A 12530-nucleotide genomic window follows, 5' to 3' on the forward strand; every position below is an offset into this window, starting at 1 on the left:
GGCGGGCGGAGGAGCGCGAAAATCGTCCCCGATGACGATGAGGCCGGCGACGGAGGTCGGCAGACTCGGGAGGGCGACCGATGTCGGCCCACCAAAGGAGCAAAACGGTGCATTTAGCCCGAAAGTCACTCCGTAGACTGATGGCCGCCGGGCTGGTCTCCGGCACTGTGCTCGCCACCTGGACGGCGGCGGCGCACCCGGCGGCGGCCCACCCGGCGGCGGCTCGGCAGAGCGAGGCGTCCGGCACCGGCGACACCGTGGTCCGGGCCGCGGCGCAGCGGGCCACCCCCGCCGCGGACGCCCTCGACCGCGACGCGCTGCGCGGGACGCTCGACGCGGTGCGGGACGCGGGGATGTACGGCATCTACTCCAGCGTCCGGGACGGCGACGAGCGGTGGGAGGGCGCCTCCGGCGTCGCCGACGTGCGTACCGGCAGGCCCGTGACGCCCCAGATGCGGCACCGCATCGGCAGCGTCAGCAAGGCGTTCACCTCCGTCGCGCTCATGCAGCAGGTGGAGCGCGGCCGGCTCGACCTCGACGCGCCGATCGCGCGCTATCTGCCCGGCCTGGTGCCCGGCGAGCTCGGGCGCGCCGTGACCACGCGGATGCTGCTGAACCACACCAGCGGCATCGCCGACTACATCCCCGGCGCCTTCCCGTCGCTGCTGCGGGACTCCCCCGCCAGCCTCGACGACAACAGGTTCAAGCGGTTCACCCCCGAGGAACTGGTGCGCTTCGGCCTGGCCGGCGCGCGCACCGGACGTCCCGGCGAGCACGCCTCGTACTCCAACACCAACTACGTGATCGCCGGCCTGCTGCTGGAAAGACTCACCGGCGTCGAGGCCGAGACCTACATCACCCACAACGTCATCGGCAGGGCAGGGCTCCGACACACCTACTTCCCGCGCACGCCCTTCGTCGCCGGGCCGCACTCCAAGATGTACGAGGCGTTGTACGGCCTGATCGACCCGCCGCGCGACTACAGCGTGTACGACATGTCCTGGGCCTTCACCGCGGGCGCGCTGGTCTCCACGATGGACGACCTCGGCACCTTCTACCGCGCGCTCCTCGGCGGCCGGCTCGTCGGCGCCCGGCAACTCGCCGAGATGCAGCGCACCGTCCCGTTCACCGACGCGCAGGGCAACGTGCTGCTCAACTACGGGCTGGGGATCTACGCGCAGGACTGGCCGTGCGGCCGGTTCTGGGGGCACGACGGAGCGGTCTTCGGCGCGGGCACGGTCACCCTGTCCAGCCCCGACGGCCGCCGCCAGGCGTCGCTGGGCATCAACCTGATGAAGTACCAGCACATCGACGAGAACGGCCAGGTCCAGATCCATCCCATCGACATCGCGATGGCGCGGCACATGCTGGTCGCCCTGTGCGGCACCCAGGCCGCCCCGCCCTCCACGCTGAGGGCCCCCGCCATTCCCCTGTTCCCCACCGAGACCCTGCGCCCGGCGCGAGCCTAAGGGCACCGCCACCGGCCCTCTCCGCCGCGCCCGGCGGAGAGGGCCGGCCGGAGCGGTCAGCGCACGGCGAGGCGGCGTGCGCCCCTCCGACCCGGGACTCAGTGCACGGCGAGAGTGCGGCCGGCGGCTACGGCTTCGCGTACGCTGCTCGCCAGGACCGCTCCGACTCCGTGGGCACGCGACGCCAGGTCGCGCAGGCCCTCGAGGTCATCGGTGTGGGCCAGCAGGTCGCGGTACTTGTCGTTGCTGCGCAGCAGGTCTTCGGCGTGCAGCGCCGCGTCCGCCGCCTGCACGCGGCGCGCGTACGCCTCGAGCGCCGCGACCTGCCCGGTCACCTCGCCGGCCGAGCGCCGCAGCGCGGCGAGCTGGGGCTCGAGCACCGCGCGCAGCTCGGGGGTCAGCACTCCCCCGGTCGCCCGGGCGTGCTCGGCGCGCAGCTCGGACTGGGTGCGGAGCACTCTGGCGATCTCCCACAGCCGCCGGGGCAGGACGACGTCGTTGGCCACCGGGTCCAGCCAGCCCATCTGGTTGACGCGGGAGGCGTAGACCGTCTCGACGGCGTGGCCCGCGCGGTCGAGCAGCAGCCGGGCGGACCGGTCGAGGTCGGCGGGGACGACGTAACGGTCCTGGTAGAGCCGCACGAGGCGGGCGGGGGAGCTGAGCACGGCGAAGCGGCCCCACGGCAGGCCCACGGCGGCGGCGCCCACCAGCAGGACCGACAGCGTCGCCGTTCCGCCGATCAACGTCATGCGGTCGAGGGCCACTTCCTGCGACACCGCGATGAGGATGAGGATGAGCAGCAGGCCCGCGATGATGCCGAGCCAGCCGGAGGCGCTGGACGGGACGACACGGCGGTCGGCCAGGGCGTTGTTACCGATGATGCGTCGTTTGTCATCGTCGGGGATGTCCGGGTCCACCACCGGCCATCTTCCGATCCACCAGGCGCCCATCGTAAGGTAAGCCCCCTCTCGGCGAAATCGCCGCCCCCCGTCAGCGGCAGAGCCGTGGCCCCGCAGCCGACAATCCCCGTTGGCGTCATTTTAACGTTCGTGCACGGCTCGTGGCGCGGTTAATGGGCGCCGGGAATCGATTCCGGGTATTAGCGCCCGACGCCATCCCTAATTGCGACATATCCGGTAATTCAGGTCGGTGCCGGCCGCCGGGGTGTTGACCTCAACTGCGCTTGATGTTTCACGATGGTCGCCCCGCACCTCTGACAAGGGAGAACTCATGATTCTGGTCACCGGGGCCACCGGTCGCGTCGGAGGGCACGCCGTGTCGGCCCTGCTGGCGGCGGGCGCCGAGACACGGGCCCTCGCCCGCGACCCGGCGGCCGCCCGCCTGCCGGACGCCGTCGAGGTCGTCCCGGGCGACCTGGCGAAACCCGGGACGCTGGAAGCGGCCCTGGACGGCGTCGAAGCGGTGTTCCTGGTCTGGCCCACCCTGTCCGCCGACCACGCCGCCCCGGCCGCCGTCGAGGCGATCGCCGCGCGCGTCCGCCGCGTCGTCTATGTGTCCGCACGGGGAGTGCCACCCGGGCGGGAGGAGTCGGACGGGACCATCCTCGGCTCGCACGCCCGCCTGGAAAGCCTGATCGAGCGGTCGGGGATGGAGTGGACGTTCCTGCGCCCCGGCGGCTTCGCGGCCAACACCCTCATGTGGGCGCCACAGATCCGGGAGACCGGGACCGTCCGGTGGGTGCACGGCGCCGCTCGCAGGCCGCTCATCCACGAGCGCGACATCGCGACCGTCGGTGTGCGGGCGCTGTCCGCCCCCGGGCACGGCGGCGCCGCGTACGAGCTCACCGGGCCGCGGGCGCTCACACAGGTCGAGCAGGTCACCCTCATCGGCGAGGCCATCGGCCGTCCGGTGCGATGGGAGGAGATGTCCCCCGAGGTCGCGCAGCGGGCGATGGTGGCCCAGGGCATGCCGGCCTCACTGGCCCGCGACATCCTGGACGGGCACGCCGCGATGGTCACCGCCCCGGAAACGGTCACCACGACCGTCGAGGAGATCACCGGCACCCCGGCCACCGGCTTCGGAACCTGGGCCCGCGACCACGCGGACGACTTCCGCTGACCCCGCGTGGGGCGTGGAGGGGGTCAGCGCCGGTGGGCGACGCCGCAGAAGGCGGGCAGGTCGTCGTCCCCCCGGTAGAGCGGGGAGTCAGGCTGCCACGAGCCCAGGCGCGTCACCCCCGGCTCCACGAGCTCCAGGCCGTCGAAGAACGCCTCGATCTCCTCGCGGGAGCGCAGCACCGCGGGCGAGCTGGCCCTGTCGTACACCGACGTGCCGGGCATCAGCCGCCGGTCGGCCTCGGCGTGCGACAGGACCAGCACCGAGCCGGGGACCACGGCGTCCATCAGAGCGCGGACGATGCCGCGCGGGTCCTCCTCGTCCCTGATGAAGTGCAGCACGAAGACGAGCAGGACGGCCATGGGCCGGTCGAAGTCGAGGTGCTCCCGCAGCACCGGGTCGGCGACGATCTTCTCCGGCCGGCGCAGGTCGCCGGCGACCATGATGGTCTGCTCGTCGGTGGCGAGCAGGGCCTGGCCGTGCGACAGGACGATGGGCTCGAGGTCGACATAGGCGACGCGCGCGGCGGGCAGGACGCGCTGCGCCACCTCGTGGACGTTCTCCTGTGTGGGCAGCCCGGAGCCGATGTCGAGGAACTGGCCGATGCCCTCCTCGGCGGCGGCGTACTCGACCGCGCGCCGCAAGAAGCGACGGTTGGCGACGGCGAGCTCGCGCGTGCGGGGGAACACGCCGATGACCCGCTCGGCCGCTTCCCGGTCGGAGGCGTAATTGTCCTTGCCGCCCAGGTAATAGTCATACATTCGCCCGACATTTGGGGTTATCGGGTCGAATGCTGCGTTCAGTGGCGCGGAATCCATTACCACTCCGTCGGAGGCCGGGTGTCATGCGGCGGTTTCTCGCCGTCCGTTCACGTTATTCGGGGCCCGACGTTAACAGCCGCCATCCCGATGCTCAATGGCGAGGGCCGATTCGCCGTTCACAGGTCCCTGCGGCGCACGAGCAGGGCGCCCGCGGCGAGCGGCAGCAGAGCGTAGGCGAGCATCACGGCCGCCGCCGCGACCGGGGGCAGCAGCGTGTCGAACACCGTGTTCGCGTCGAGGGTGCCGGTGATCTCGCGGGGCAGGTTCGTCAGCAGGACCGACCCGAGCCGCGCGTCCCACGGCGCCGGCAGGTTGATCGCCACGATCGGGATCACGTACACCAGCCCGATCAGGATGACGATCGACCCGGCCGTGGACCGCAGTACAGTCGCCAGTCCCAGCCCCACCAGGGCGAACACCACCACCGACAGGCCGGTGACGATCAGGACCGGCAGCCGGTGGGCCAAGGGGGTGAGGTACACGCCGTTGAACCGGCCCCCGATGAGCGACCGGCAGGCGAAGTAGGTCCCGAACACCACCAGCGGCCCGGTGACGGCGGCCAGCCCGGCGAGCAGGGCCGCCTTGCCCGCGACGACCGGCCAGCGCCGGGGCACCGCCATCATGGTCGCCCTGATCGTCCCGGTGGTGTACTCCGAGGTGATCGACAGCACGCCGAGGATGCCCAGGCACAGCTGAGGGATGATCACCAGGACCTCCTCGATGTAGGAGACCGAGGAGCGCAGCCGCCCTTCGGGCGAGGCGCCGTCGAACGCGGCCGCCGCCGACCAGGCGATGGCCGCGCCGGCCAGCAGACCGGCCAGGGCGACGCCCAGGGCGTAGTAGGTGGAGCGGACCGAACGGAGCTTGTGCCACTCCGCGGCCAGAACGTCGATCATGGACTACCTCCGGTGCGTGGCGCCGACAGCACGGACGCCGATGGTGCGTTCGCCCCCACCGCGCACACCGGCCGGGCGCCGACAGTGCGGGCGCCGACAGTGCGGGCGCCGACAGGCCGGCGCTGACAATGCGGCGCTGACAATGCGGCGCTGACACGAGCGGGCGCGAGGACGCGGTGCGCCCGGCGCGTGGACGCCGACCGTGGGCGAGCGCTCGACGGGACGGGCGCCGGTGAGCGGGTGTTCGGGGACGTGTCAACGCTCCCGCAGCCGAAGCGGCGGCGCATCGGCCCTGCGTCCGAACTCCCACACGGGTCTCACCCTCCAGGCCGTCCTCCTCCGGGCTGATCCGCCCCCGCCCCCACCCCCGTCGCTCCCGTCCCCGTGCCGGGTCGACGGCGACGGCGACGGCGACGGCGACGGCGACGGCGATCAAGGTGTCCTCGGGGTGTCCATCAGATGGACGGGAATAGGCGGAATGGTGGCGGAAGTTAAGATCGGGCGATGTCCATGGCGTCAGTAGGGCCGGTTCGGAGCCGAAGAACCGCAGCAGGGTGGTCGACCAGACCGTCGTTCCCCCGCCGCCCCTGACGAAGACCCGGGCGAACCGTCCGGGCACTCACCAGGAGCCTTCTTGCCCTCCTCACCGGTGGAAGCCGAGCAGCCGCTCGCGCGGCGGACCCCGACGCCGGCCGCCTCGCGGACGCCCGCGACCAGAGCCGTCCAGCACGCCCCCCTGACACCGCGCAAGTCCCCCACCCCCGCCGGCTCCCTGCCCGGGACCACCTCCGAGCCGGCCGTCTTCCTGGCCGGGGCGGCAGCCGCGCCGCCGCGGACGCTGGTCGACGTCCTGGCCGAGACGACCCGGCGCCACCCCCGCTCCCCCGCGCTCGACGACGGCCGCACCCGCCTGGACTACCAGGCTCTGAGCGCCGAGGTGGAGTCCCTGGCGGGCGAGCTGCGCCGGGCCGGCGTGCGCACCGGCGACCGCGTGGGCGTGCGCGTCCCGTCCGGCACCGCCGACCTCTACGTCGCGATCCTCGCCGTGCTCGCCGCCGGCGCGGCCTATGTGCCCGTCGACGCGGACGACCCCGACGAGCGCGCCGAACTGGTCTTCACCGAGGCAGGCGTCCACGCCGTCATCGGCGAAGGCCGCGCGATCACCCGTACGACGCCCGCGAGCACGGACGACGCTCGCCGTCCCCTCCCCGCGAGCACGGACGGCCCTCGCCACACCGTCCCCTCGGACACAGACCCCCGCCCTCACCCCGAGCCGGACGGCACGCCGGAGCGGCCCGGTCCCGAGACGACCGGCGCCCCGGAGCGGTCCGGTCCCGGGCCGGAGGACGACGCCTGGATCATCTTCACCTCGGGCTCCACGGGCAGGCCGAAGGGCGTGGCGGTGACCCATCGCAGCGCGGCGGCGTTCGTCGACGCCGAGGCGCGACTGTTCCTCGCCGACGAGCCGATCGGCCCGGGCGACCGGGTACTCGCGGGCCTTTCCGTGGCCTTCGACGCCTCCTGCGAGGAGATGTGGCTGGCGTGGCGGCACGGCGCCTGCCTGGTGCCCGCGCCCCGCGCGCTCGTGCGCACCGGCATGGACCTCGGCCCCTGGCTCGCCGACAAGGGCATCACGGTCGTCTCGACGGTGCCCACCCTGGCGGCGCTGTGGCCGGTTGAGACCCTCGACGACGTCCGCCTGCTGATCTTCGGTGGCGAGGCGTGCCCGCCGGAGCTGGCCGAGCGGCTGGCCGTTCCCGGGCGCGAGGTGTGGAACACCTACGGCCCCACCGAGGCCACCGTCGTGGCGTGCGCCGCGCCGCTGACCGGGCGGGGCAAGGTGCGCATCGGCCTGCCGCTCGCCGGCTGGGACCTCGCGGTCGTGGACGACGCGGGCGAGCCCGTGGCCATGGGCGAGACCGGCCAGCTCGTCATCGGCGGCGCCGGACTGGCCCGCTACCTGGACACCGCCAAGGACGCCGAGAAGTACGCCCCGCTGCCCTCCCTCGGCTGGGCGCGCGCCTACCGCAGCGGCGACCTGGTGACGGCCGAGCCGCGGGGCCTGGTCTTCGTCGGCCGGGCGGACGAGCAGGTCAAGCTCGGCGGCCGGCGCATCGAGCTGGGCGAGGTGGACGCCGCGCTCCAGTCCCTCCCGGGCGTGCGCGGCGCGGCCGCCGCGGTCCGCACGACCGGCTCGGGGCACCAGCTTCTGGTCGGGTACGTCGTCGCCGCCGAGGACTTCGACGCCGAGGCCGCCCGCGACCGGCTGGCCGGGGCGCTGCCGGCCGCCCTGGTCCCGCGCATCGCGCTCGTGGCCGACCTGCCGACCCGCACCTCCGGGAAGATCGACCGCGACGCCCTGCCGTGGCCGCTGCCCGGCGGCGTGACCCCCGGCGCCGATCCGGGCGCGGCGGGCGCGGCCGCGGAGCTGTCGGACGACGAGCGGTGGGTGGCCGAACGGTGGGCCGGCATCCTGGGCGTGGACGCCGCCGACCGCGACGCCGACTTCTTCGTGCTGGGCGGCACGAGCCTGGCCGCCGCGCTGCTGGTCTCCGAGCTGCGCGCCCGCCACCCCGCGGCGGCGGTCGCCGACGTGTACGAGCACCCCACGCTGGGCGGGCTCGCCGCCCGCCTGGCCGCGATGGCGGCCCCCCGCGCCGAGAACGCGCAGCGTCCCGTGACGCCGGTGCCGCGGCGTTCCGCGCTCGCGCAGACGGCGCTCATGATTCCGCTGCTCACCATCGGCGGCATGCCGTGGATCGTCGGCCTGGCCACGCTGAACAACATCGTGGCCCTTCCCTGGACCCCCACCGTCTCGTGGTGGTGGGTGCTGGCGGGCTGGCTGCTGTTCGTCTCCCCCTGGGGACGCATCGGCGTGGCCGCCGCGGTGGCCCGGGTGCTGCTGCGCGGCCTGAAGCCGGGCGCCTACCCGCGCGGCGGCGGCACGCACCTGCGGCTGTGGTTCGCCGAGCGGTTCGCCGCGCAGATCGGGGTGGGCCGGCTGTCCGGCGCCCCGTGGAACGCGCGGTACGCGCGGGCGCTCGGCGCGCAGGTCGGCGAGGACGTGGACCTGCACGCGCTGCCCCCGGTGACCGGGATGCTCAAAGTGGGGAAGAACGCGGCGATCGAGCCCGAGGTCGACCTGCACGGGTACTGGATGGACGGCGACCTGCTGCGCGTCGGTGAGATCCGCGTCGGCGCCGCCGCCACGATCGGCGCCAGGGCGACACTGCTCCCCGGGGCCCGCGTCGGCAAGAACGCGCAGGTCGCGCCGGGCGCCGTCGTCGAGGGCGCCGTCCCGTCCGGCGAGCGCTGGGCGGGTGCGCCCGCGAGCCGGCAGGGCAAGGCGCGCCGGTTCCCGCCGTCGGAGCGGCCTCCGCGCTCCCGGCGCTGGGAGGCGATGTACGGCCTGTCGGCGATGGCGCTGAGCCTGATCCCGGTCGTGGCCGCCCTGTGCGGGCTGATCGTGCTGGACGTCTTCGCCGGCGACGTGGCCACGCTCGGCGAGGCGCTGCCCGCCGCCCTCTCCGGCGTCGCGCCCGCCACGGTGACCGCGCTCGCGACCTTCGCGCTGATCGTCGTGGTCTGCGTGCGGCTGCTCGGCGCCGGCCTGCGCCCGGGACGGCACCCCGTGCACAGCCGCCAGGCGTGGCAGGCGTGGGCGACCGGCCGGCTCATGGCGGCGGCCCGCGTCTGGCTGTTCCCCCTGTACGCCAGCATCCTCACCCCCGCGTGGCTGCGCGCGCTCGGCATGAAGGTCGGCCGGGACGTCGAGCTGTCCACGGTGCTGGCGCTGCCCACGATGACCACCGTCGGCGACGGGGCCTTCCTCGCCGACGACACGATGGTGGCCCCCTACGAGCTGGTCAACGGCAGCCTGCGGGTGGACCAGGTGCGCATCGGCAAGCGGGCCTTCCTCGGCAACAGCGGCATGACCGCCCCGGGGCGCAAGGTGCCCAAGGACGGGCTGGTCGGCGTGCTGTCGGCCACGCCGAAGAAGGCCAAGGCGGGGTCGTCCTACCTGGGCATGCCCCCGATAGAGCTGCGCAGGACGGCCGAGTCCGGCGACCGGAGCCGCACCTACGACCCGCCGCGCCGGCTGAAGGCCGCGCGGGCGTTCGTGGAGGTCTGCCGCGTCGTGCCGGCCATGGGCACGGTCGCGCTCGCCGTGCTGGTCGCCGCGACGCTGGAGTTCCTCGCCGGCTCCTACGGCTTCGCGGTCGCGGCGGGGCTGGTCGGCGTGGTGCTGGCGGGCGCGGGGGCCGTGGCCGCCGCGACCGCCACCGCGGCCAAGTGGGCGATCGTCGGCAGGATCGCGGCGGGCAACCGTCCGCTGTGGAGCTCGTTCGTGTGGCGCAACGAGCTGGCCGACAACTTCGTGGAGGTGCTCGCCGCCCCGTGGTTCGCCGAGGCGTGGCTCGGCACCGCCCCGCTGGCCCTGTGGCTGCGCTCGCTGGGCGCGCGCGTCGGCCGCGGGGTGTGGTGCGAGACCTACTGGCTGCCCGAGGCCGACCTGGTCGAGGTCGGCGACGGGGCGAGCGTCAACCGTGGGTGCGTGCTGCAGACCCACCTGTTCCACGACCGCGTGATGAGCATCGATAAGGTCGTGCTGCGGCACGGGGCGACGCTCGGGCCGCACGGCGTGGTCCTCCCCGCGGCGACGATCGGGCAGGACACCACGGTCGGACCGGCGTCCCTGGTGATGCGCGGCGAGACGGTGCCCGCGCGCGCCCGCTGGTTCGGGAACCCGATCACGCCGTGGTCCCGTCCGCCGTCGCGTTGACCCGGAAGGCATGACAGAACGTGAGCGTGGCACCAGGCGTCTCCCGCCGTCCCTACTTTCCCGAGCGGGGCAACGAGGGCTACTGGGTCGAGCACTACGAGCTGTCGCTGGACTACCGGGTCGGCGCCGGCCGGCTGCGCGCGTCGGCGGTGATCTCGGCGTTCGCGAGCCGGTCGCCGTCCCTTCCCGCCTTCACCCTCGACCTTTCGTCCTCGCTGCGCGTGTCCGGGGTGCTGGTCGACGGCGAGCCGGCGCGCTACACGCACCGGGGTGACAAGCTGCGGATCACCCCGGCGCGCCCGCTGCACGAGGGCACGCTGTTCGCCGTCGACGTGCGGTACGGGGGCGACCCTCGTCCCCTGTCCAGCCGCTGGGGCGGCCTCGGGTGGGACCGGCTCACCGACGGGGTCATCGTCGCCGGCCAGCCGACCGGGGCGCCGTCGTGGTTCCCCTGCAACGACGACCCGGCCGACAAGGCCACCTACCGCGTCACGGTGACGACCGGGTCGGCGTACGAGGTGGTGGCCAACGGCCGCCTCGCCGACCGGCGCCGGGCCGCGTCCACCACCACCTGGGTGTACGAGCAGCCGCAGCCCATGGCCACCTACCTGGCGAGCGTGCAGATCGGGCGGTACCAGTCGGCCGAGGTGCCGGGGCCGGTGCCGCAGCGGCTGGTCCACCCCGCCCGGCTGGCCTCGCGGGTGCGGGCCGACTTCGCCCGCCAGCCGGCCATGATCGCCCTGTTCTCCGACCTGTTCGGCCCCTACCCCTTCGCCGGGTACACCGTCGTGGTCACCGCCGACGACCTGGAGATCCCGGTCGAGGCCCAGGGGATGTCGATCTTCGGCGCGAACCACGTGGACGGGCGGCGCGGCGAGGAGCGCCTCATCGCCCACGAGCTGGCCCACCAGTGGTTCGGCAACAGCCTGACGCTGGAGGACTGGCGCGACATCTGGCTGCACGAGGGCTTCGCCGCCTACGCCGAGTGGCTGTGGTCGCAGGCGTCGGGCGAGGAGACGGCCGACGCGCTCGCCGCCCGCTGGCACCGCAGGCTGGCGGCGCTCCCGCAGGACTTCACGCTGGCCGACCCCGGCGCGCGCCGGCTGTTCGACGACCGGGTGTACAAGCGCGGCGCCCTCACCCTGCACGCGCTGCGCCGCGCGATCGGCGACGAGGCGTTCTTCGCGCTGCTGCGCGAGTGGACGGCCACCTACCAGCACGGCGGCGTCACCACCGAGCGGTTCACCCGCCTCGCGGCCCGCCACGCCGCGACCCCGCTGGACGACCTGTTCGCCGAGTGGCTCCACACCGAACGCCTCCCGGCCACCCCGGCCCGCCGGACGGTCTGACCTGACCGGTCTTGGGGATCGGTCTTGGGGGCCGGTCTTGGGGCCGATCTTGGGGGCGGCCGTACGAAGTCCTGGATCGGCTGTGGGTGAAACCGCGCGTGCCGATCGGCACGGTGGCGTTGACTGGCTGTCGGGGGCCCGGCCATGCCGGGACCCCTGGGAGCCACGCGGCGCCCGAGTCCTCGTCGCAAGCCACCACCGCGACAGCGGGAGCCGCGCCGAAGGAAAGGGAAGCATGGGCGAGCACGACGCCTTCCGGATCGACCACGGCCACGATCGCGAACTCGCCTCCGAGGGGTCAAGCCGGTACGCCGAGCACGTACGGCGCAACGTCGCGGCGTTCGACGGCGCGTGGGGCGACATCGCCCCGGTCACCTTCGCGTGCGCCGCCTGGCGGCTGGCCATCACCCCCTCGCCGCCCTACGTGCGGCGCCATCGGCGCATCCTGTCCGCCGCCTGCGACCGCAACTCCTGGGACGGCTCGCTCACCGCCCGCGTGCTGCTCGTCTCGCCGCCGCCGGCGGAGCTCACCGCCTCGCGCGAGTGGTGGCACGACCGCGGCTGGCGCGAGTGGCCGCAGACCTTCGGCCAGTACCTCGAGCCCAGCGACCAGGACCTCACCCGGAACCCGTTCCTGCGCACCACCCTGGTGATCGACGCGCCCCTGCCGCTGGACGCCCTGCCGCCCGCCCCCGACGGCCCGAGCGACACCCTGTCCTCCACCGCCGCGCTCGCGGTCACCACCCTGGTCAGAGAGCTCAACGCCCTGCTCACCCCGATCATCCGCCGCCTGGAGACCACCCAGGCCCGCGGCTGATCGCGGCGCGCGTCGTCATCTCCGCGATCCGCGCACTCAGCACCCTGTCGCCCGCGGCCCCGTGGTGAGGATGGACATCCGGCACGGCACACCAGTGCGGTGAGCACACACGTCCACCGACGGCGGCTCCCCACTCCCGCCATGTGCTGAACGCCTGCGGCCCGGCGTGCGGGTGAACATCCGGCACGGCACACCAGTGCGGTGAGCACACACGTCCACCGACAGCGGCTCCCCACTCCCGCCATGTGCTGAACGCCTGCGGCCCGGCGTGCGGGTGAACATCCGGCACGGCACACCAGTGCGGTGAGCACACACGTCC

The 12530-nt window shown here is 73.9% G+C and carries 8 protein-coding genes; 5 read left to right on the forward strand and 3 right to left on the reverse strand.

Annotated features, from left to right (window positions below; genetic code table 11):
• The first annotated feature begins 107 nt into the window (after nt 1–107).
• Nucleotides 108–1469: a serine hydrolase domain-containing protein gene (locus ABZU32_RS11605; protein ID WP_354920491.1), complete on the forward strand. Its 1362-nt coding sequence runs from the start codon at nt 108–110 to the stop codon at nt 1467–1469.
• Nucleotides 1470–1567: 98 nt separating this feature from the next.
• Here the strand turns inward: ABZU32_RS11605 and ABZU32_RS11610 are convergent, their stop codons facing one another.
• Entirely contained in the window at nt 1568–2389 is an 822-nt protein-coding gene (locus tag ABZU32_RS11610) for a hypothetical protein (protein WP_354920494.1), read from the reverse strand.
• A gap of 310 nt (nt 2390–2699) precedes the next feature.
• On the opposite strand from ABZU32_RS11610, the gene ABZU32_RS11615 reads away from it, so the two are divergent.
• Entirely contained in the window at nt 2700–3548 is an 849-nt protein-coding gene (locus ABZU32_RS11615; protein WP_354920497.1) for an NAD(P)H-binding protein, read from the forward strand.
• A 23-nt stretch (nt 3549–3571) separates the two neighbouring features.
• Here the strand turns inward: ABZU32_RS11615 and ABZU32_RS11620 are convergent, their stop codons facing one another.
• Entirely contained in the window at nt 3572–4363 is a 792-nt protein-coding gene (locus ABZU32_RS11620) for an SAM-dependent methyltransferase (RefSeq protein ID WP_354920500.1), read from the reverse strand.
• A gap of 119 nt (nt 4364–4482) precedes the next feature.
• Complete coding sequence (locus ABZU32_RS11625) at nt 4483–5262, reverse strand: ABC transporter permease subunit (protein ID WP_354920503.1); 780 nt, start codon at nt 5260–5262, stop codon at nt 4483–4485.
• Nucleotides 5263–5896: 634 nt separating this feature from the next.
• On the opposite strand from ABZU32_RS11625, the gene ABZU32_RS11630 reads away from it, so the two are divergent.
• From ABZU32_RS11630 to ABZU32_RS11640, 3 genes are all read left to right on the forward strand, one after another.
• On the forward strand, nt 5897–10045 hold the full coding sequence (locus tag ABZU32_RS11630; RefSeq protein ID WP_354920506.1) for a Pls/PosA family non-ribosomal peptide synthetase: 4149 nt from the start codon (nt 5897–5899) through the stop codon (nt 10043–10045).
• A 20-nt stretch (nt 10046–10065) separates the two neighbouring features.
• Entirely contained in the window at nt 10066–11394 is a 1329-nt protein-coding gene (locus ABZU32_RS11635) for a M1 family metallopeptidase (protein ID WP_354920509.1), read from the forward strand.
• Between the two features lie 235 nt (nt 11395–11629).
• A complete protein-coding gene (locus ABZU32_RS11640; RefSeq protein ID WP_354920511.1) occupies nt 11630–12211 on the forward strand; it encodes a hypothetical protein in 582 nt (193 codons plus the stop codon).
• Nucleotides 12212–12530: the final 319 nt, after the last annotated feature.

Origin of the sequence: Sphaerisporangium sp. NPDC005288 (genome assembly GCF_040607475.1) — a bacterium.
In the GTDB taxonomy this organism is placed as follows: Bacteria; Actinomycetota; Actinomycetes; order Streptosporangiales; family Streptosporangiaceae; genus Sphaerisporangium; species Sphaerisporangium rhizosphaerae.